The 19,793-nt window shown below is 71.2% G+C and carries 19 protein-coding genes; 14 read left to right on the top strand and 5 right to left on the bottom strand.

All coding sequences use genetic code 11. From position 1 onward, the window contains the following. Positions 1–4: 4 nt before the first annotated feature. Genes Vlu01_RS05085 through Vlu01_RS05070 form a run of 4 tightly spaced genes read left to right on the top strand, consistent with a single transcriptional unit; the run spans position 5 to position 3,041 of the window. Positions 5–613 carry a glycine zipper family protein gene (locus tag Vlu01_RS05085; protein WP_203994672.1) on the top strand — a complete coding sequence of 203 codons (609 nt, stop codon included), beginning with the start codon at positions 5–7 and terminating at the stop codon, positions 611–613. Further along, a complete protein-coding gene (locus Vlu01_RS05080) occupies positions 610–1,299 on the top strand; it encodes a carboxypeptidase-like regulatory domain-containing protein (RefSeq protein ID WP_203994669.1) in 690 nt (229 codons plus the stop codon). The genes Vlu01_RS05085 and Vlu01_RS05080 overlap by 4 nt, the downstream gene beginning before the upstream one ends. 22 nt (positions 1,300–1,321) lie before the next feature. After that, the gene (locus tag Vlu01_RS05075) at positions 1,322–2,560 is read left to right on the top strand and encodes a phage tail sheath family protein (RefSeq protein WP_203994665.1); all 1,239 of its coding nucleotides are present in this window, start codon (positions 1,322–1,324) and stop codon (positions 2,558–2,560) included. Position 2,561: 1 nt separating this feature from the next. Then, complete coding sequence (locus Vlu01_RS05070) at positions 2,562–3,041, top strand: phage tail protein (protein WP_203994662.1); 480 nt, start codon at positions 2,562–2,564, stop codon at positions 3,039–3,041. Positions 3,042–3,273: 232 nt separating this feature from the next. Here the strand turns inward: Vlu01_RS05070 and Vlu01_RS05065 are convergent, their stop codons facing one another. Further along, positions 3,274–3,600, bottom strand: coding sequence for a hypothetical protein (locus tag Vlu01_RS05065; protein WP_203994659.1), 327 nt, complete (start codon positions 3,598–3,600; stop codon positions 3,274–3,276). 713 nt (positions 3,601–4,313) lie between these two features. Here Vlu01_RS05065 and Vlu01_RS05060 point away from each other — a divergent pair. The 9 genes from Vlu01_RS05060 to Vlu01_RS05020 all read left to right on the top strand — a co-directional run bounded on the left by Vlu01_RS05060 (position 4,314) and on the right by Vlu01_RS05020 (position 12,953). Further along, entirely contained in the window at positions 4,314–5,075 is a 762-nt protein-coding gene (locus tag Vlu01_RS05060; protein WP_203994656.1) for a CIS tube protein, read from the top strand. After that, positions 5,072–6,667 (top strand): phage baseplate assembly protein V, encoded by a 1,596-nt coding sequence (locus Vlu01_RS05055; protein ID WP_203994652.1) that lies wholly within the window; start codon positions 5,072–5,074, stop codon positions 6,665–6,667. Before Vlu01_RS05060 ends, Vlu01_RS05055 begins: the two co-directional genes overlap by 4 nt. Continuing rightward, positions 6,667–7,005, top strand: coding sequence for a hypothetical protein (locus Vlu01_RS05050; protein ID WP_203994650.1), 339 nt, complete (start codon positions 6,667–6,669; stop codon positions 7,003–7,005). Before Vlu01_RS05055 ends, Vlu01_RS05050 begins: the two co-directional genes overlap by 1 nt. Beyond that, positions 7,002–7,469, top strand: coding sequence for a GPW/gp25 family protein (locus Vlu01_RS05045; RefSeq protein ID WP_203994649.1), 468 nt, complete (start codon positions 7,002–7,004; stop codon positions 7,467–7,469). Before Vlu01_RS05050 ends, Vlu01_RS05045 begins: the two co-directional genes overlap by 4 nt. Further along, on the top strand, positions 7,466–10,063 hold the full coding sequence (locus Vlu01_RS05040) for a putative baseplate assembly protein (protein ID WP_203994648.1): 2,598 nt from the start codon (positions 7,466–7,468) through the stop codon (positions 10,061–10,063). Before Vlu01_RS05045 ends, Vlu01_RS05040 begins: the two co-directional genes overlap by 4 nt. Beyond that, positions 10,044–10,556, top strand: coding sequence for a phage tail protein (locus tag Vlu01_RS05035; protein WP_203994644.1), 513 nt, complete (start codon positions 10,044–10,046; stop codon positions 10,554–10,556). The genes Vlu01_RS05040 and Vlu01_RS05035 overlap by 20 nt, the downstream gene beginning before the upstream one ends. Beyond that, positions 10,553–11,476 carry a hypothetical protein gene (locus Vlu01_RS05030; protein ID WP_203994643.1) on the top strand — a complete coding sequence of 308 codons (924 nt, stop codon included), beginning with the start codon at positions 10,553–10,555 and terminating at the stop codon, positions 11,474–11,476. The genes Vlu01_RS05035 and Vlu01_RS05030 overlap by 4 nt, the downstream gene beginning before the upstream one ends. 236 nt (positions 11,477–11,712) lie before the next feature. Beyond that, on the top strand, positions 11,713–12,168 hold the full coding sequence (locus Vlu01_RS05025; protein WP_203994642.1) for a hypothetical protein: 456 nt from the start codon (positions 11,713–11,715) through the stop codon (positions 12,166–12,168). 14 nt (positions 12,169–12,182) lie between these two features. Continuing rightward, positions 12,183–12,953, top strand: coding sequence for a hypothetical protein (locus Vlu01_RS05020; RefSeq protein ID WP_203994641.1), 771 nt, complete (start codon positions 12,183–12,185; stop codon positions 12,951–12,953). Between the two features lie 130 nt (positions 12,954–13,083). On the opposite strand, the gene Vlu01_RS05015 is transcribed toward Vlu01_RS05020, so the two are convergent. From Vlu01_RS05015 to Vlu01_RS05000, 4 genes are read right to left on the bottom strand one after another with little or no spacing between them, the layout of a single operon-like run. Continuing rightward, entirely contained in the window at positions 13,084–15,420 is a 2,337-nt protein-coding gene (locus Vlu01_RS05015; RefSeq protein WP_203994640.1) for a beta-xylosidase/alpha-l-arabinosidase, read from the bottom strand. A gap of 36 nt (positions 15,421–15,456) precedes the next feature. Further along, positions 15,457–16,272: a carbohydrate ABC transporter permease gene (locus tag Vlu01_RS05010; protein ID WP_239095704.1), complete on the bottom strand. Its 816-nt coding sequence runs from the start codon at positions 16,270–16,272 to the stop codon at positions 15,457–15,459. A gap of 47 nt (positions 16,273–16,319) precedes the next feature. Further along, positions 16,320–17,318: a carbohydrate ABC transporter permease gene (locus tag Vlu01_RS05005; protein ID WP_203994639.1), complete on the bottom strand. Its 999-nt coding sequence runs from the start codon at positions 17,316–17,318 to the stop codon at positions 16,320–16,322. Then, positions 17,315–18,583 carry an ABC transporter substrate-binding protein gene (locus Vlu01_RS05000; RefSeq protein ID WP_239095703.1) on the bottom strand — a complete coding sequence of 423 codons (1,269 nt, stop codon included), beginning with the start codon at positions 18,581–18,583 and terminating at the stop codon, positions 17,315–17,317. The genes Vlu01_RS05005 and Vlu01_RS05000 overlap by 4 nt, the downstream gene beginning before the upstream one ends. A 204-nt stretch (positions 18,584–18,787) precedes the next feature. On the opposite strand from Vlu01_RS05000, the gene Vlu01_RS04995 reads away from it, so the two are divergent. Next, entirely contained in the window at positions 18,788–19,786 is a 999-nt protein-coding gene (locus Vlu01_RS04995; protein WP_239095702.1) for a LacI family DNA-binding transcriptional regulator, read from the top strand. Positions 19,787–19,793: the final 7 nt, after the last annotated feature.

The following is a 19,793-nucleotide window of genomic DNA, read 5'->3' as shown; positions in this document are numbered from 1 at the left end:
GGACATGGTCCTCGGATTCCTCAGCGCCGCCGTTCACGTGGGCGCGGGCGCCGTACTCGGTCAGCTCGTCGGCGGTGCCGTGGGACTGCTCATCGGCGCGGGCATCGGCCTGCTCGTCGGCGCGGTCTTCGGCTGGGCCGTCGCCGCGGGCGAGGTCTACGCGGTCGACCCGCGCGGCGTGTTCCTCTTCGTCGTCGATCACACCTGGAGCCTGCCGAACACCGTCGTCGGCGCGATCTACCTGGCCCTGCACCTGGTGTTCGGCCACTCGCTGGACCGGGCCACCTCCCGGCACAGCTGCCGGGTGAACGTGGTCGAGGGGGTCTCCGTCCGCTACGCCACCACGCTCGGCACGGTCTGCGCCGGCTCCGGTCCCGGTATCCAGCGACACGAGGACGTGCACATCTTCCAGGCCCGGCTGCTCGGCCCGCTGTACATCCCGCTGGTCGTGGCCAACTACGTGCTGTTCACCATCGCGCCGGTCTGGCTGCTGTACCACGACCACACGGGGGCACCCATCAACCGTTTCACCCGGTACTTCGAGATCGGCGTCTACCCGCACGTGTGGAACGAAGCCATCGCGTACCGGATCCAGGGGACGCCGCCGCGATGACCGACGACGGTCCAATCTCCACCGCCACCGCCGAGTTGGTGGCGTGGCTGGCCGGGGCGACAGGTGACACCGTCCCGGTCGGCCCGCCCCGGCCCGACGCCGACCCGAACCGGTTGTCCCTGTGGCCGCTGGACATCCGGCCGGCCCGGCAGACCCGGGGCAGCGGCGGCGCCGAACCGTTCCGGCTCACGGTGCGCTACCTGCTGGCGGCCGGCGGCCCGGAGGCCCTGACCGCGCTGGACCGGGTGCTCGTCGCGGCCACCGGCGCGGCCGGGCGAACCCTGGTGCTGGAAGCCGGCGACGCGGCCCTGTGGGCGGCCTTCGGGGCACCGCCCCGGCCGGCGTTGCTCATCGACGTACCGGTTCAGGTCACCCACCCGACGCAGCCGGCCGCACCGGTACTGCGACCACTGCGGCTGCGGCAGCTGGAGATGCTGACCTTCGACGGACGCGTCGTCGGCCCGGCCGAGCAGCCCCTCGCGGCGATGCGGGTAGAGGTCGTCGGTCAGTCGTACGCGACGCGGACCGACCCGGCGGGCCGCTTCCGGATCGTCGGCGTGCCCCACGACCCGGACCATCCGGCACCGGTCCGGCTCCGACTCACCGGCCGGGGGCAGGTGCTCACCGCCGAGGTCGACCCCACCGAACCCGACATCGTCATCGTCTGCGCGCCGCCGATCCACTGATCCGACCAGCACGGGAGGACCGATGCCCACCTACTTCTCGCCCGGCATCTACGTCGAGGAGGTGCCCAGTGGTGCCCGGCCGATCGGACCGGTCGGCACCAGCACGGCGGCCTTCGTCGGCGTCGCGCCCGACCGCAACGCCCACGTCGGCGAGGCCCTCGCGGTGAACAACTGGACCGATTTCCTCCGGCTGTACGCCGACGGTGACCAGGTGGAGAGCACACCGTTGGCCCGGGCCGTCTTCGGTTTTCTCGACAACGGTGGCACCCGCTGCTGGGTGGTCAACGTCGGCGAAGGCGGCGCCATCTCCGGCACCGGCCGCAAGCGTGCCGGGCTGGACCTGCTGGAGGCGGTCGACGAGATCTCCATCCTGGCCGCTCCCGGCTTCCACGACCCGGTCTCGCACGAGGCGCTGCTGACCATGGCCGAGCGCACCCGCACCATGGTCGCCATCTGCGACCCGGCACCCGACATCGACGACATCTCCACCCTCACCCGGGTCGCCACGCCCGGTTCGGGCCGTTCGGCGAAACCGAGCGACACCGGGTCGGAGGCCCCCGCCGGATCCGGCACCGGCGGCGGGGGCGGGCCGGTGTCGCACCGTCCCCGGCAGTCGGACTTCGCCGCCCTCTACTACCCGTGGTTACGCGTCCGCGATCCACTCAGTGGCGAGTTGGTGCTCACCCCGCCGAGTGGGCACGTCGCGGGCATCTGGGCGCGCACCGACGCCCTGCGCGGAGTACACAAGGCACCCGCCAACGAGCCGGTTCGGGGCGCGGTCGACCTGGGCCACCTGGTCACCCGGGCCGAGCACGACGTGCTCAACCCCCGGGGCGTCAACGTCATCCGGTACTTCCCCGGCGAGGGCATCCGGGTCTGGGGCGCCCGTACCCTCGCCGCCGAGGCCAGCGAGTGGCGCTACCTCAACGTCCGGCGACTCTCCATCGCCATCGAGCAGGCCATCGCCAACGGCACCCGCTGGATGGTGTTCGAGCCGAACGACTACACGTTGTGGCGCTCCATCCGTCGGGACATCGGTGCCTTCCTGACCCGGGTGTGGCGCGACGGGGCACTGCTCGGACGTACTCCCGAGGAGGCGTTCTTCGTCAAGTGCGACGAGGAGACCAACCCGGCCGATGTCCGTGACGCCGGAATGGTGGTCGCCCACATCGGCATCGCCGTGGTCAAGCCCGCCGAGTTCGTGGTGTTCAAGCTGAGCCAGTGGGCCGGCGGCACCGAGACCGAGACGATTGGAGGCTGACATGCCCACCACGGCCACTCCGCAGCCGGGCACCCCGGTCGACCCGTATCGGGCGTACAACTTCAAGCTGCTGATCAACGGCGTGACCAACGGCCACTTCACCGAGGTCAGCGGCCTGGAGGTGAACATCCCGGCGGTGCCCTACCGGGAGCAGGGCAACGACCGGATCCGGATGGTCCCGGGCCAGGTGGAGTACGGGCCGGTCATCCTGCACTTCGGTCTCACCGCGTCGCGGGAGCTGTGGGACTGGGTGCATGCGGTCGCTCGGGGCACGGTCAGCCGCCGCAACGTCTCGGTGGTGCTGCTCGACGCCGCCGGCACGGCGGAGGTACTGCGCTGGAACCTGATCAACGCTTGGCCGACCAACTGGCGCGGAGCCCACCTGAACACGCTCGGTCAGGAGATCGCCATCGCGGCACTGACGCTGCGCTACGAGAGCCTGGAACTGGAGGCCGGTGGTGCCGCGCCGACGCCCGCGTAGGTGGCTCGCCGAGCGGCTCCGGTCCGCGGCGGCTGCCGTGGACCGTCTCGCCAGCGCACTCGACTCCCCCGCCCCGGGCTCGCCGGTCGGTTCGCCCGCGACGTCGGACGGGAAATTGGGCACGATCGATGGTGCGGTCGTCACCGTCGTCGACTCGCCCGACGATCCGGCCCGGCGGCCGGGGCAGCCACCCGAGCACTGGCTACGGGTCGTCGCCGCCCACGCTCCCGGCCTACTGCGGGATCTGGCCCTCGTCCCGTCGGCGGACGCCGTGGCCGCACCTGTCCCGGCGTACCACCAGGAGCCGGATCCCCGCGATCCGGCCGGCGACGACCGGCTGGACGCCTGTCCCGCCGACCCGGGAGACGAAGGTGGTGCGGACGGCCCGGCACACCGGCCCGTGACGCCGGTTGGTGCTCCCACCGGGTACGCCCACCGCCCCGGCACGCCGACCGCTGCCGGACCGCCCGACGCCGTCGACCCCCGCCTGGCGGAACGCTCCCCGACGTCCGGTCCGGCACCGGCCACCCACTCCCCGACATCCTTTGCTCTGCTTCACCCCACGCAACCCTGGACGTCCGATATCCGGACATCGACCAGTGCGTCGGTTGAAGCAGAGCAAAGGGAGCACAGGGGAACCTCCCGGCCCGCTCCGAAGACGGCCCCAAAGGCCCCGCAGGCCACGCAAGCCGCGCAGGCCGCGCAGGCCGCGCAAGCCGCGCAAGCCGCGCAAGCCGCGCAGGCCGCACCGGTCGGGCCAGGTGGGTCAAGCGGGCTGAGCAGGGGCCGTCGACGGTGGGGAGGCTGGACGGTCCGGTCGCCTGCTCCCATCAGCCCACGGAGCCCACACAGCAGCCCAACCAGCCCGTCCGCCGACCCGCCGGGCCAACCCGCCGCCCAAGTGGGCCAGCCCGCGACACTCCGGTTGGTGGGCGAACACCGCCCGCCATCCGACACTCGCCTGCCGGGCGGGGACGGCGGGGCGGTGCGTCGGGTTCGGCCCAGCGGCGGACGTGGGCTCCCCAACGGGCATTCGACCGGCGACGGACGCTGGCCAGGCAGTGGGCTGCCCACCGGCGACGGACGCTGGCCCGTGGGCCCGGACGTCCGCTGGCCGGCACTGGAGTCGCCACAGCCGTCACCCGTCGGACGGGCCGGTCCTGACCCGTGGCCGGCCCTCCCCGACGATCGGGCACTGTGGTCGGTCCCCGAGCCGTCCGGAGCCGACGAGCACCGGTTGCGACGCCTCGACGGTGAACAGGCAGGTGACTGATGCAACGGGTGGCCTTCCTCATCGACACCGGAGAACGGATCGACTGCCTGCTCAACCCGGAGACCGTGCAGGTGACCCGTCTCGCCGGGGTACGTCAGCGGGCTGGCTCGGACGGCCCGCTCACCGGCGTCGGGTTGGCCGACGACCCGTTGCTCTTCACCGGCGGTGGACGTACCGAACTCGTGCTGGACCTGCTCTTCGACATCGACTTCGCCGAGGGGCAGGTCCGTCCCACCGACGTTCGGGCGCTCACCCGACCGCTCTGGATGCTGGCGGAGAACTCGGCGGTGGAACACGGCTGGCTGCGCCCACCCCTGGTGCGGATGGTCTGGGGCAAGACCTGGAACGTGCCCGGTGTGATCGTCGCCGTGGCGGAACGCTTCGACGCGTTCACCGCCACCGGCTCGCCGCGCCGCTCCTGGCTGCGGCTCAAGCTGGTCCGGGTGGCGGAGGACGCCCGCCGCGCCGAGGAGGGATTCGCCGAGGAACTGGCCGCCGCAGAAACCCCCACCGTCGCGCCGGGCACGGCCGTGGTGGCCGCCGGCGATGGCACCGCCGCCGCCGACAACACGGGCGTACGCTTCGACCTGCTCGCCCACGACGCGCTGGGCTCTCCCCTGCGTTGGCGGCTGTTGGCCGAGCACAACCGGATCATCGATCCGCTGGCCGTGCCCGCCGGCACCGCGCTCGCCGTCCCGCCGCTGTCCGGCACCGCACCGGCGGAGGCAGCGTCCACCAGCTCGCCCGGGATCGGGTCGTGACCGCCACCGCGCCCCGGGCGCCGACCGTGCTGCTCGACGGCAGATCGCTGCCCGACACGGTGGCCGGCCGGGTCACCTCGGTACGGGTGGCCGCCCGCCTGAACCAGCCCACCCAGTGCGAGGTGGCGTTGCGCACCAGCCCCGGCACCGCCGCGCTGACCGGGTCGACGCACGTCGGCGCGAGCCTGGACGTCCGTTTCGACGGGCACCCGGAGGCGCTGTTCATTGGGGAGGTCACCGCCGTCGAGGTCGAGTACGCCGCCGACGGCACGGCCACGCTGCGGGTGCGCGGGTACGACCTGCTGCACCGGCTGCGCAAGCGGCAGCGGATGCAGGTCTTCGAGTCGGTCACCGCCGCCGAGCTGGCCAGGCAACTCTGCGCCGACCTCGGACTGCGCGTCGAGGCGGAGGTCGACGGTCCACGGCTGGACCGGCTGCCGCACCACCGACCCAGTGATCTGGATCTGCTGGTCGAGGTGGCCGGACGAGCCGGGTTGCACCTGAGCGTCGACGGTGACGTGCTGCGACTGATCACGCTGGATGGGCACGGCGAGCCGATCGTTCTGGAGCTGGGCCGCGACGTGCACGGCCTGCGGTTGTCGGTCAATGCCGACAGCGCCGCCGGGGAGAGTGCGGCGCTGGGCTGGCATCCGCAACGGGCCGAGCCGATCGCCCAGAGCGTCGGCACCCCCCGCTGCGGACGCCGCACCCCGGCGGATCCCGATCCGGCCGATGTCGGCGCGGACGGCACCCGCACCGCCCTGGACCAGCCGGGACGCAGCGACGACGAGATCGCCGCACTGGCCCAGGCCCGGCTCGACGTCCGGGCCGCCGCACTGGTCACCGCCGACGGAACGGCCGAGGGCACGTGCGCGCTACGGCCCGGCCGTCGGATCCAGCTGACCGGGGTGGCCGAGCCGGTGTCCGGGACGTACGTGCTGACGGAGGTGATCCACACCGTCGACGCGAACGGTCACCTGAGCCGCTTCTCCACCGGGCCGCCACCCGCGCCGCGCACCGCGTCACCGGCACCGGCGGTGGTCACCCTCGGCACCGTCACCGACGTGACCGACCCGGACGGTCTGGGCCGGGTACGGGTGAAGCTGCCCGCGTACGGGGACGCGGACGCCGGCTGGCTGGCGGTGCTGTGCCCGGGAGCCGGGCGCGGCAAGGGGCTGGTCACGTTGCCCGATCCGCAGGACAACGTGCTGGTGGCGCTGCCCGGCGGTGAGCCGGCCTCCGGCGTGGTGCTCGGCTCGCTGTTCGGCACCGTCGAGCCGTACGACACCGGGATCGACGACGGGCGGGCCCGACGCTGGTCGCTGCGGACCGCCGGCGGCCAGCAGGTGGTGGTCGACGACGTGACGCGCAGCCTGCGGCTGAGCACCGACGCCGGCAGCTGGCTAGAACTGACCCCGGAGTTGACCACCCTGCACGCCGCGACCGATCTGGTGCTCTCCGCGCCGGGCCGGGCGATGGTCGTCCGGGCCCGCAGCGTCGACTTCCTGCACGCCGAGACCGTCGAGGACCCGGGGACCGCCGCCGAGCGGGCCCGCATGCTCGCCCGTACCCACTACGAAGGAGGCGGCTGATGCGCTGGATCCACCGTGACTCGGTGATCAGGTGCAGCCACGACGGCCGGGTCCGCAACCGGGCGTCCCAGACGTGGGTCGCGGTGGCCGGCGTACCGGTCCTGGTCGCCGACGACCCGAAGGGCCGGGAGATCGTCGCCTGCCCGAACTACGGCGCCACGGTCAAGCCGTGCACCGGCACCGAGGCGGTGCGGGCCGGCTACAGCGACTGGGTCCGCGTCGGCGGTCGGCGGATCGTGCTGTCGCACCTGTCCGGGTTCACCAACGGCAGCCCGCCGGGCCAGTTCACCTACGGGGTACGCGATCCCCGGCAGCGTTTCGTGGGGGCCGACCGGTGAGGGCGTTCCGGTTCGTCGGTGCCGGCTTCGACCCAGGTCAGGGCGGTGGGCTCGGACTGACCGCGGCCGGCGGCCTGGCGATGACCGACGGCGACGAGACGGTACGCCAGGCGTTGTTCCTGCTGCTGTCCACCACGCCGGGCGAGCGCCTGATGCGACCCGGGTACGGCTCACGGCTGCACCGGCTGGTCTTCGCGCCGAACGACGACACCACCGCCGGGTTGGCCATCCACTATGTCCGCGCGGCCATCGCGCGCTGGGAGCCTCGGGTCGACGTGCTCGACGTCGACGCCGGACCGGATCCGGACGACCCGTGGCGTCTGGTGATCCGGTTGGACTACCGGATCCGGGCCAGCCTCACCCCCGGTCAGTTGGTCTTCTCGGTGGATCTGCTGCCCGCCGACGACGACCCGTCCGCCGGGCCGGCGACCGGTCCCGACGCCGACACCGAGGAGGCACGATGACCCTGCCCGTGCCGCACCTGGACGACCGGACCTTCCTCGATCTGGTCACCGAGGCCCGGGACCGGATCCGGCAGTCCTGCCCCGGGTGGACCGACCTGTCCGCGCACGACCCCGGTGTCGCGTTGCTGGAGGCGTTCGCGCATCTCACCGAGGTGATGATCTACCGGCTGAACCAGTTGCCGGAGAAGGCGTACGTCTCCTTCCTCAACCTGCTCGGGGTGACCCGGCACCCACCGGCGGCGGCCTGGGCGGACGTCCGGTTCACCCGCACCGGCACGGACGAGGCCCCGCTGCGGATCCCGGCCGGCACCCGGGTGGCCGCCGCCCGGGGAGCTGATCCACGGCCAGCGGTCTTCGTCACCTGCGAGCCGGCGCTGCTCTCCGCCGGGCAGCGGGAGGTGACGGTCCGGATGCACCACTGCGAGCCGGTGGAGGCGGAACTGCTGGGTGTGGGTACCGGGCAGCCGGGTCAGGTGCTGCGCGCCGCACGTGCGCCGCTGGCGCGTACCGCCGAACCGCTGGACCTGCTGCTCGGTGTCGAGGTGCCGACCGGGTCGGTGGAACTGGGCGCCGCGGCTCGGGAACACGACGGACGCACCTTCGAGATCTGGCGGGTGGTGGACAGCTTCGCCGGCCTCGGCCCGCAGGACAAGGCGTACCTGGTGGACCGGTGCTCAGGCACGGTGACCTTCGCCCCGGCGCTGGACCTGCGGGCCACCGACGCTGCGGCGCTGACCTTCGGCGACGGCGCGGTCGCGGCGGTGCCACCGGCCGGGCGGCAGGTTCGGTTGTGGTACCGCGCGGGCGGTGGACCGGCCGGCAACGTGGCCGCCGGCACCCTCACCAACCTGCGTGACCCGTTGCCGGGAGTGAAGGTGGTCAACCCACTGCCGGCAGCCGGTGGGCGGGAGATGGAGGCCATGGAGTCGGTGCTGCTGCGCGGACCGTACGCCTTCTTCGCTCAGCAGCGCGCGGTGACCGCCCGGGACTTCGAGGTGCTGGCCACCGCCTCCGGCGGGGTCAGCCGGGCCCGGGCCTTCACCCGGGCCGCCGTCTACAGCTTCGCCCGCCCCGGCGAGGTGGAGGTGATGCTGGTGCCGCACGTCCCGGACGGCGCGCGGCCCGGCGGTCATCTGCCGGTGGCGGCGCTGCGCGACCACGAGGTGGAGGAGGTCCGGCTGCGGGTCGAGGCGGACCTGGAGCATCGCCGTTCGCTGGGGACCACCTGCCGGGCCACCTGGGCACGGTACAAGGCGGTGTCGATCCGGGCCCGGGTGGTGGTCCGCCGGGAGGAGGACGTCGACGCGGTACGTCGGCGTATCCACGACCGCCTGCACCAGACTCTCAGCCCGCTGCCAACCCCCCTCAACCCGACCGGTTGGGCGTTCGGCGAGCCACTTCGGGCGTCCAACGTGTACCGCCTGCTGGAGCATGCCGAGCCGGGGGTGCGGTACGTCGAGTCGGTGCGGTTCGAGGTCGACGAGGCACCGGACACGCAGGTGCGAACCCTCGCGGCCGACCAGTACCAGCCCCGCACCTGGTACGCCGGCAGCGGTGCGGTGCTGTTCCGCTCCACCAACGCCGGCGCCGGTTGGGAGCCGGTGGGACGCTTCGACGGGGAGACCGTACAGCGGGTGGTGCCGGCGCCCGCGCCGGTGCGGCCGGGCATCGCAGCCCGGGCGGGTTCGGTGGCGGTGGCGACCGTACGCGCCGGCGGCGGGTCACGGGTACACCTGAGCACCGACCTGGGTGAGACGTGGTCGTTGCTGACCGACCTGGACTCGCGGATCGGCGACCTGGCCTGGATCGACCGGGACGGCGCGGGAGCGCTGCTGGTCGCCACCGACACCGGCCTGTACGAGGTGTCCCTGCTGCCGGGTGCGGTGCCGTTGCAGATCCTGGTCGATCCGGCCGATGCCGACCGGGGTTTCTACGCGGTGCGGGCGTTCGTCTCCGAGCGCGGCGCGGCCGGGGTGGCGGTGGCCGCCCAGGCCGGCTTCGGCGTGTACCTGTCCACCAACGCCGGCCGCCCCGGCAGTTTCAGCCACGTGGGTCTGGCCAACGTCGACAATCGGGTCCTCGCCGTGCAGTACGACGGACCGGCCACCCTGTTGTGGAGCGGTGCCGGCGAGCCGGATCCGAACAAACCCGGCCAGGGCTGCTTCCGGGCCCGGCTCTTCGAATCCGATGTGAAGTGGCAGGCGCTGTCGGCGGGCTGGCTCGGCGGCACCTGTCGGGATCTCGCCTTCAGCGGTTCGCTCGCGCTGGCCGCGACGCAGAGCGGCGGGGTGCTCCGGTTGGACACCCTCGCCGCGCAGCCGCAGTGGACGTCGGTGTCGGTCAACTGCGGGCTGCCGCTACGCGACCGGACCCGGTTCATGCCGGTGGACGCGATCGCCGCCACCGGCGCGGCGGAACGCCTGGTGCTGGCCGGCGGGGAACGCGGCGTGCACCGCAGCGACGAGGCGGTCCAGTGGTCGGCCAGCGCCAACCAGTCCACGGCCGACGTGGTGACCGTCCCGGACACCTGGCTGCTCTGCTCCGGCGAGCACGACATCGAGGTGGTGCGGCAGGATGCGACGAGCGGCCATTGAGCGGCTGCTGCCCGCGGCCTACCAGCGGGCGGCCGTGCCGGGCAGCGTGTTGTGGGCGCTGCTGGACGTGATGGAGGCGTTGCACGCCCCGGACGAGGCCGTCCTGGCCGAGGTCGACGCGCTCTTCGGGCCGTACCGGGCGCCGGCGTCGATGGTGGCGTACCTGGCCCGGTGGGTGGCCATGGACCATCTGGTCACCGCGCCCCGGCGGGACGTTGCCCTGCCGCTGCCGCTGAACCGGCTGCGCGATCTGGTGGCGCACGGTGCCGCACTGGCCGCCTGGCGGGGCACGCCGGACGGTCTGCGCACAGCCCTGGAACTGGCCACCGGGGTCACCGGTTTCGTCCTCGACGAGCCGGCCGACCGGCCCTTTCACCTGGTCGTCCGGGTGCCCGCGGACGCCGCCGACCAGGTGGCGCTGGTCGACCGCATCGTGGCCGCGGAGAAACCGGCCGCCGTCACCGCCGAGATCACTGTCGAGGAGCCATCATGACCACCGAATGGACCGTCGTCGCCGCTGCCGAGCAGTTCACCCTGGACGTCCGCAACGCCGGTGAGTTGACCTTCACCGTCTCCAACCCGGGCGTCGCGCCGGACACCGTGGTGTTCGACGTGGCACCCGGCGAGGGTACGCAACGGTCGTGGTTCACCGTCACCGAGCCACAGCGGGTGGTGCCGGGCCAGGGCTCGGTGTCGTTCCTGGTCCGCCTGGCGGTGCCGCCGGGCACGCCACCCCGGCGCTACGACATGACCGGGTTCGCGTACTCGGCGAACACCGCGCCGGAGGAGAGTTCCCGTTCCAGTGGTCGGGTCACCTACGAGGTACGCGCGGTGGCGGCGCCGAAGCGTACGCCCTGGCCCTGGATCGCCGCGGCGGCGGCGTTGGTGCTGGTGGTTTCGGCGGTGGTGGTGTTCCTGGTGGCCCGGGACGACGAGCCGCCACCGCCGGCCCGGGTGGTGACCGTCGAGGCGGAGACGCTGGTGAGCGGGGCCCGGGTCGAGTCGCCGTCGAATTCCAGGGCCACGGTGGTGGTGCAGCCGAACTGCTGCGAGGTGAGCTGGTCGCAGGACGCTCAGCTGTTCTTCCTCGGCCAGGCGATCAACGACCGGGTGACCGTGACGATGGAGCTGCCCGCCGAGGCGACCTGGCAGTTCTCCGCCGTGCTGACCACCTCGTTCGACTACGCCAACACGGTCTTCCTGATCGACGGCCGGCAGGTGGGCGACCCGTTCCTCGGGTTCACCCCGAAGGTGCAGGTCACCGACTGGGTCGACGTGGGTCGGGTGCGGCTCGGTCCCGGGCCGCATGAGATCACCCTGGTCGCGATCGGCAAGACGCAGAGCACCAACCGCTACTTCGCGGGCATCGACATGCTCCGGTTCACCGAGGTCACGCCGGACGACCAGAGATGACCGGCCGTGACGCTTGTCGACGATCCGGCCGGCAAGCCTCGTGGTCGGCCAGCGGGCGAGGCGTACGGAGGCCGTCATGAGCGAGCGGCAGCGAGCGAATCATCAGCTCAGTGCGGTGGTGCCTCATGGCGGCACGCAGCGAAGCGAAGTGCCGTCATGAGCGAGCGGCAGCGAGCGAATCATCAGCTCAGCGCGGTGGTGCCTCATGACGACACGCAGCGAAGCGAAGTGCCGTCATGAGCGGGCAGCAGAAGGCGCTGCTGGCGGCGCTGGGCGTACTGCTGGTGGTGCTGTTCGCGGTGGCGGTGGGCGCGGGTCGCGACGACCGGGGTGACCCGGCGGCCCGGCATCCGCTGGTCGACCTGCTGGGCCGGGCCGGCGGCGGGCGAAGCACCGTCGATCCGGCCGGTGTGGCTGCGGACTGCGCCGAGGCCACCGGGCAACTGGTGGTCGACCGCCGCTGTGAGCTGCGGATCGCCGACCCGGGTGGGCTGCGCCTCCTGGTGCTGCGCAGCCCGCAGGCGTTCAGCGTGCGCGCCACGGCACCGGGTGACGCCGACGTCACCGTCACCGACGAGGTGCAGCCCGCCGTCGACGGCAGCGGTGCCGTGGCCCGCGTCGCCGTCGACCGGGCCACCACGGTGCTGGTGAGTTGCCCGGTCGGGTGCCTCGTCACGATCGCGCGGGACTGAGGCGGGAGGTCGGGATGGATGCGCTGCGCAAACCGTTCCTGCTGCTGGCGATGCTGGCGTTGGTGCTGGCGGTCGACCTGGAGGTGGGGGCCGGGCTGCTGCTGGGTGGCGGTGACGCCGGCGCGGCGCTGGTCGGCAGTGCCGCCGACCTCGGTGTCGAGGTCGGCGAGGTAGGACAGGTCAGCGAGCCGTCCGGTCGGGGTACCGGCTACCTGGCGCTTGTCGACGCGGCGGCGCTCTGGACGACCGGGCTGTTCTGTCTGGGCCTGGTGCTACCGGAACGGCTGCACGGCCGGGTCCAGGGCGTCGGCACCCTGGTCTTCTCCATCATCCTGATCATCGTGGCCGTCCTGGCGTTGGTGCTCGCCTTCATCGAGCTGACGATCATGGTGTCGTTGTTCCTGGCACCGCCGTTCGGCACGCTGGCGTACCTGGCGTTGTGGGGGTTCTTTCCGGTTGGTGACGCCGCCGTGCTGCTCGGTCTGGTGCTGCTGCTCAAGCTCGCCTGGGCCGGGCTGCTGATCGTGGCCCAACCGAGGTTCCTCCAGCACAAGGGCCTGGTCCTGCTGATCCTGACCAGTCTGCTCTGCACTGTGGTGCTGGAGTTCCTGCATCACCTGGTGCCGGTGATCCTGGTGAGCATCCTCGACTCGGTGGGCGCCCTCGTCTTCGCGATCGTCGCGCTCGTCTGGGCGCTGGTCCTGCTGATCGGCGCGGTGCCGGCGATCGTCAAGGCGGTGCGGGCCACCACCGCCCTACGCGCCGAACCGGACCCGCACGGTTGACCGGGCGGTCCACGGCGTCCCCGTCTCGCTGCTCGTCTGCCGATGTGCACCAGGGCAGTTCCCGGTGACCGGGAACTGCCCTGGATCGCCCGACCGGCCACCATCGCGGCGATGGCCGGCCGGCACGGGGTCAGCTGATCTCTGTGGTCGTCCAGCGGGCGGAGGCGTTGGTGACCGGTGCGACGTCGCCGACCAACGTGGTCGACGCCTCGACGTCCCGGCGTGCGCTCGTGCCGACCCAGAGGTCGACGTCGCCGGGCTCCACCACGCGGGTGAGCGTACGGTCGGAGAAGGCCAGCCGGGTGGTGGGCACCGTCAGCGTGACCGTGACCGACTGGCCCGGCGCCAGGTGGACCCGCTGGTAGCCGAGCAGTTGCGCCACCGGCCGGGTAACCGACGCCACCAGGTCCCGACCGTAGAGCTGGACGACGTCGTCGCCGGCCACCGCGCCGCTGTTGGTGACCCGCACGCTCACCGTCAACGCCCCGTCGGTGGGCACCGTGGCCGGCACCGTCAAATCCGCGTACTCGAACGTCGTGTAGGACAGACCATGACCGAACGGCGCCGCGGGCGTCGCCAGCAGGTTGGTCACCTCGTTGCCGTCGCCGAGCGTCGGATGCAGGTACGAGTACGGCTGCGCGCCGGCCGACCGGGGCAGGCTGACCGGCAGCCGGCCCGACGGGTTGACGCGCCCGGAGAGCGCCCCGGCGATCGCACCGGCGCCCTCCTCTCCGGGGAAGAACGTCTGCACCACCGCGGCGCACCGGCTCAACGCCCAGTCGATCGCGTACGGCCGCCCGGTGAGCAGCACCAGGACGACGGGCTTGCCCGTCGCCAGCACCGCCTCGACCAGCTCCCGCTGCACACCTGGCAGTTCCAGATCGTCCCGGTCGCAGCCCTCGCCGACCGTGCCGCGCCCGAACAGGCCCGCGTGGTCGCCGACGACCAGCACGGCGACATCGGCCGCGGCGGCCACGGCCACCGCCTCGTCGAAGCCGGACCGGTCGTCGTCGTCCACCTCGCACCCCTGGGCCGAGGTGACCAGGTCAGCGCCGAACTCGGTGCGCAGCGCGCCGAGGACGGTCGCCACCTCGATGCCGGTCTCCACGTCGGGATGCTGCACGAGCACGTGGTTGAGGAAGGAGTAGCACCCGAAGAGCGCACTCTGCCGGTCGGCGTTCGGCCCGATGACCGCGATCCGGCGACCCGCCGGCAGCGGCAACGCGTCCTGGTTGGCGACCAGGACGATCGACTTCTCCGCGAGGCGGCGGGCGATCGCCCGGTGCTCCGGCGAGTCGAGATCGATCGCCTGGACCGGCTCGTCGGTGAAGGTGGCGTCCAGCAGCCCGAGTTCCAGCTTCTGTCGCAGTACCCGCAGCACCGCCTGGTCGATCACCGACTCGTCGAGTCGGCCGGCACGCACCGAATCCGCCAGGGTCAGGTACGCGTCGCCGGTCGGCAACTCGACGTCGACACCGGCGGTCAGCGCCTGCACGGCCGCGTCCGCGTGGTCACCGGCGACCTGGTGCAGCAGGTTCAGGAAGGCCACCCCGTAGTAGTCGGCCACCACCGTGCCGTCAAAGCCCCACTTGTCCCGCAGCAAGCCGGTCAACATGGTCGGATCGGCGGCCACGGGTACGCCGTCGATCTCGGCGTAGGAGTGCATCACGGAGCGCGCGTCGCCGTCGAGGAGCGCCATCTCGAAGGGTACGAGCAGCACGTCGGCCAGTTCGCGCGGCCCGGCGTGCACCGGAGCGAAGTTGCGCCCGGCGCGTGAGGCGGAGTAGCCGACGAAGTGCTTGAGCGTGGCGTGCACGCCCTGCGACTGGAGGCCGCGCACGTACGACGTGCCGAGGGTGCCGACCAGGTAGGGGTCCTCGGCGATGCACTCGTCGACCCGCCCCCAGCGGGGGTCACGGATCACGTCGAGCACCGGGGAGAGTCCCTGATGGACACCGAGTGCCCGCATCGACGCCCCGATCGCCGCGGCCATCTCGGTGACCAGGTCGGGGTCGAAGGCGGCGCCCCATGCCAGCGGGGTGGGGAAGGTCGCCGCCTTCCACGCCGAGAGCCCGGTCAGGCACTCCTCGTGCACGATCGCCGGAATGCCGAGCCTGGTCCCCGTCGCCAGGTCGGACTGGAACTTCCACAGCCATGACGCCCGCGATCCGGCCTCGACGGGACGGGTGCCGTAGGCGCGGGTGAGGTGGCCGAGCCCGTGCCGGGAGAAGTCTTCAAGCCGGCCAATGTCGCCGAACTCGCCTTGCAGCGGTGCGACGGCCTCGCCTTCCGCCTTCTCCCAGAACCCGACGAGCTGCGCGACCTTCTCTTCGATCGTCATCCGACCGAGCAGTTCACGGACGCGCGTCTCGCCGTCGGACCCGTACCGGTTGGGCCGGCCAGGGCCCGATCCTGTCTGGGCCGGCACCGGTGCCGACCCGCCCACGACCTCGCGGACCTCAGTCATGCTGTGTTACCCCTTTTGTGTTCGTGCCGCTGCCGCTCAGCCCTTGACCGCGCCCTGGAGGCCACCGACGATCTGCTTCTCGGCGAACGTGAAGAAAATAAGCGCCGGCAGCATCGCCAGCGAGGTGAAGGCGAGGATTCCCGCCGTGTCGGAGGTGTACTGGCTGGAGAAGTTCTGCACGCCCAGCGGCAGGGTGTGCAGGCTCGCGTCACCGAGCACCAACAGCGGCAGCAGGAACGCGTTCCAGCTCGTGACGAAGGCGAGAATACCGACCGTGACCAGCGCCGGCCGCGACAGGGGCAGCAGAATGCGCCAGAGGAAGCCGAGCCGGCCGGTGCCGTCGATGGCGGCCGCGTCCTCCAACTCGCGGGGAATGGCGGTGAGGAACGGTCGCAGGATCACGATCGTCAGCGGCAGCGCGAAGGCGACCTGCGGCAGGATCACCGCGTAGTAGGAGTTGATCAGGTTCAGGTCACGCAGCATCAGGTAGAGCGGCAGGATCGCCGCGCCGGCCGGGAACAGCAGACCGAGGGTGAAGAAGGTGTAGAGCACCTCACGGCCCCGGAAGGTGTAGCGGGCCAGCACGAACGCGGCGCAGACGCCCAGCACCACGACGCCGATCGTGGTGCCCAGCGACACCACGGCGCTGTTGAACACCTGCCGCCAGAAGTTGCTCTGGCTCAACACCCGGGCGTAGTTGTCCCACACCCACGGGTCGGGCAGTCCGGCCGGATTCGCGACGATCTGCGGCGTGGTGCGGAAACCGCCGATGATCACGTAGACCACCGGAGTGATCGACACGGCTGCGACCGCGAGCGCCAGCGCGTAGGTGAGCGGGTTCCCCCAGGACACCGGGCGACGCTTGGCGGTTGGAGAAAGGACGGCGTTCGCGGCCACGATCAGTTTGCCTTTCTGGTGATGGCGCCCTCGATGTCACGACGCAGGAGGAAGCGCTGGAACAGCACCGCCGCGACGAACGAGATGGCGAACAGGATGACCGCCACCGCGTTGCCGTAGCCCCACAGGCGAGCGAAGAACCCGTTGTCCACCATGTACGTCGCCATGGTGGCCGACGCACCCAGCGACCGCACCGCAGGCACGGAGGTCACCCAGATCACGTCGAAGACCTGCAACGAGCCGATCATGGACAGGAACATCCAGATCCGGATCGTGGGCCCCAGCAGCGGCAGCGTCACGTGACGCTGGATCTGCCACCAGCTCGCACCGTCGATGGCGGCAGCCTCGTTCAGCTCCTGCGGCACGTTCGACAGGCCGGCGAGCAGGAGGATGATGGCGAAACCGACGTACTTCCAGGTGAGGATGGCCAGCAGCGTCCAGATGACGAGGTCGAGGTCGGCCAGCCACGCCTGCACCACGCTACCTAGCCCGAGCGACTCCAGCATCGCGTTGACCGTGCCGGCGTCGGAGAGCAGCAGCTTCCACATGATGCCGACGGTGACTTCGGCGAGCACGTACGGCACGAACGCCAGCAGACGGAACACCGTCCGGCCGCGGAAGTGGCGGTTGAGCAGCAGGGCCACGCCCAGGGCGATCGGCCCCTGGATCAGCAGCGACCCGAAAACGATGATCGCGTTGTTGCGCAGCGCGTCAAGGAAGATCGGATCCTGGAAGGCCAGGACGTAGTTGTCGAAGCCAACGTAGTCGGTGGGGGGTCCGACGCCACGCCAACGGAACAGGCTGTAGTAGAAGGCGAAGCCCATCGGGACCAGCACGAACATCACGTAGACGATCACGGCTGGTGTCGTGAGCCCGATGATTTCGTACCACTTGCGTCGGGTCTCGGCGGCCCGAGCTGACGAGCGCCGGGCAGGCCGGGGTCCCGCCGGCGGCGCGGATGCGCCGCCGGCGGGGTCCAGGGTCGGGTTGATCGACGTCACTTGCGCGCGGCCGCCTTCATGGCCTCGACAACCTTCTCGGGGGTGCCGTTGCCAGCGAAGATGGCGACGATCGCGTCGTTCATCGCGTTACCGACGGTGCTACCGAAGGCCGTGTCCAGCCAGAGCTGCACGTAGGTGGCGCTGGTGGTGGCTTCCAGGATGGACTTGAGGGCGGGGTCCTTGACGCCGTCCTCGGCGCCCTTGGCGACGGGCAGGCCGGTGCCGGTCTCGGCGTAGCCCTTCTGCACCTCGGGGCTCACGATGTACTTGAGGAACTCGACGCACTCGGCCGGGGCGTTCTTGGCGCAGGAGAACCCGTCGCCACCGCCGAGGGCCGCCTTCGGGTCACCGGCGGAACCGGTGATGGCCGGAACCGGGAACCAGCCGATGAACTTGTTCATCGCCTCCTTGTCGGCGGCGACGTTGTCCAGGGTGCCCTTGTTCCAGTCACCCATCAGCTCCATCGCGGCCTTGCCGTTGGCCAGCAGGCCGTTGGCGCTGGTCGGGTCGTTCTGACCCGGCGTGGCGATGAAGTTGTTCTGGAACGGCTTGGTGTCGATGAAGGCCTTCAGGTCCTGACCGGCCTTGACGAAGCACTGGTCGTCGAAGACGTTCTCGAGGGAAGCCTTCCGCAGGGTGTCGACCGAGCAGGCGCGCAGCGCGAAGTTGTACCACCAGTGCGCGGCGGGCCACTTGTCACCGGCGCCGACGGCGATCGGGATGACGTCGATCGCCTTGAGCTTGGTGACCGCGTCGTTCAGCTCGTCGAAGGTGGTCGGCGGAGCGGCGATGCCGGCCTTCTCGAACAGGTCCTTGTTGTACCAGATGCCTTCGATACCCATCCGGTACGGCAGGCCGTACTGCTTGCCGTCGACCGCCCAGATCTCGGCCGCGCTGCCGATGTTGGCAACCTCGTCCTTGACCTGCTCGGTGATGTCCTTGAGGTAGTCGGCCTCCACCTGCTCGCGGATCTCGCCGCCGCCCCACGCCTGGAAGATGTCCGGCGGGTCGTTGCTGAGCAGCGCGGCAGGGAGCCGGGTGCGCTGGAGCTGGTTGGTCTCGATGCCCTCGATCTCGATCGTGACCGTCGGGTGCTTGTCGGAGAAGTCCTTGGCGACCTTCGCCCAGTACTCCTTGCCCACTCCGTCCTGGGAGGCGTTGTGCCACCAGGTCAGGGTCACCGGGTTCTTGAACAGCTCGCTCTCGGCAGGTTCCTCGCTCTCCCCGCCGCCACTGCAGCCGGCGACGAGTAGTGCGGTTGTCATGGACAGTGCTAGAAAGGTGCTTGCACGACGCTTTATAGCCATCGATGTCTCCTCGACCAATCAGTCGGGTGCTCGGCCTGACGGCGAGTTTTACAGTCACGTAACCCTGTGTCAATCGGTGTCGATAACGTTTTCGACTCACCCGCGTACCAGGCCCGACGGCCCTCTATCATCATCGACGTGGCGTTTCCCCAGCGTGTCAAGATGTCGGACGTAGCCCGCACGGCCGGCGTCTCCGTGGCGACCGTGTCCAAGGTTGTGAATGGCCGTTACGGAGTGGCACAGGCGACCGTGGAACGGGTCCAGCAGGTCATCCGCCAACTCGGCTACGAGGCCAGCCTGGGCGCACAGAGCCTGCGCAGTCATCGCACCAACGTGCTGGGCATCCTGGTCGCCGAGTTCGAACCGTTCTCGACCGAGTTGCTCAAGGGCGCCTCGGTGGAGGTCGCCGGCACCGGCTACCAACTGCTGGCGTACTCTGGCGGCGACGGCGCCGGGACGTCCGTCGGCTGGGAACGCCGGTCACTGGCCCGGTTGTCGGGAACGCTCATCGACGGGGCCGTGATCGTCACGCCGACCGTGGTGGAGACCAAGCAGGGCTTCCACGTGGTTGCCGTCGACCCGCACACCGGTCCGTCCGGTCTGCCGACCGTCGACTCCGACAACTTCGCCGGCGCCGTCCTCGCGACCAATTATCTGTTGTCGCTCGGCCACCGCCGCATCGGGCACATCAGTGGACGCGCCGACCTCGAATCGTCCCGGTTGCGCGAGGCGGGCTTCCGGCAGGCCATGGCCGACGCGGGCGTGACGGTGGACGAGCGTCTGGTCCGGGTCGGCGGATTCCGCGTCGAGAGCGCCGCCGAAACCGCCGCCGAACTGCTCGCCCTGCCCGACCGACCGACCGCGGTCTTCGCGGGAAACGACCTCTCCGCCATCTCCACGATCGATGTCGCCCGCAGCATGGGCTTGGCGGTCCCCGCCGACCTGTCCGTGATCGGCTTCGACAACATCCCGGAATCGGCGCTCGTCAACCCGCCGTTGACGACGATAATGCAACCGTTGCAACGGATGGGTGCCGAGGCGCTGCGCCTGCTCGTCGACCTGATCGCCGGCGTGGAGCGGGACACCCACATCCGACTGCCCACCGAGCTGGTCGTCCGCTCCTCCTGCCGGCCAATCGACGCCGCCTCGACCGACGCCTGACCGCGGC

It is taken from the genome of Micromonospora lutea, from assembly GCF_016863535.1.
Classification (GTDB): domain Bacteria; phylum Actinomycetota; class Actinomycetes; order Mycobacteriales; family Micromonosporaceae; genus Micromonospora; species Micromonospora lutea.
This window is presented reverse-complemented; position numbering and strand designations above follow the sequence as displayed.

Bases quoted from the DNA above. Each gene is read 5' to 3' on its own strand.
- Vlu01_RS05035 (WP_203994644.1), top strand. From the start codon at position 10,044: ATGCGACGAGCGGCCATTGAGCGGCTGCTGCCCGCGGCCTACCAGCGG.
- Vlu01_RS05075 (WP_203994665.1), top strand. From the start codon at position 1,322: ATGCCCACCTACTTCTCGCCCGGCATCTACGTCGAGGAGGTGCCCAGT.
- Vlu01_RS05015 (WP_203994640.1), bottom strand. From the start codon at position 15,420: ATGACTGAGGTCCGCGAGGTCGTGGGCGGGTCGGCACCGGTGCCGGCC.
- Vlu01_RS05080 (WP_203994669.1), top strand. From the start codon at position 610: ATGACCGACGACGGTCCAATCTCCACCGCCACCGCCGAGTTGGTGGCG.
- Vlu01_RS05020 (WP_203994641.1), top strand. From the start codon at position 12,183: ATGGATGCGCTGCGCAAACCGTTCCTGCTGCTGGCGATGCTGGCGTTG.
- Vlu01_RS05030 (WP_203994643.1), top strand. From the start codon at position 10,553: ATGACCACCGAATGGACCGTCGTCGCCGCTGCCGAGCAGTTCACCCTG.
- Vlu01_RS05060 (WP_203994656.1), top strand. From the start codon at position 4,314: ATGCAACGGGTGGCCTTCCTCATCGACACCGGAGAACGGATCGACTGC.
- Vlu01_RS05070 (WP_203994662.1), top strand. From the start codon at position 2,562: ATGCCCACCACGGCCACTCCGCAGCCGGGCACCCCGGTCGACCCGTAT.
- Vlu01_RS05050 (WP_203994650.1), top strand. From the start codon at position 6,667: ATGCGCTGGATCCACCGTGACTCGGTGATCAGGTGCAGCCACGACGGC.
- Vlu01_RS04995 (WP_239095702.1), top strand. From the start codon at position 18,788: ATGTCGGACGTAGCCCGCACGGCCGGCGTCTCCGTGGCGACCGTGTCC.
- Vlu01_RS05085 (WP_203994672.1), top strand. From the start codon at position 5: ATGGTCCTCGGATTCCTCAGCGCCGCCGTTCACGTGGGCGCGGGCGCC.
- Vlu01_RS05040 (WP_203994648.1), top strand. From the start codon at position 7,466: ATGACCCTGCCCGTGCCGCACCTGGACGACCGGACCTTCCTCGATCTG.
- Vlu01_RS05025 (WP_203994642.1), top strand. From the start codon at position 11,713: ATGAGCGGGCAGCAGAAGGCGCTGCTGGCGGCGCTGGGCGTACTGCTG.
- Vlu01_RS05000 (WP_239095703.1), bottom strand. From the start codon at position 18,583: ATGACAACCGCACTACTCGTCGCCGGCTGCAGTGGCGGCGGGGAGAGC.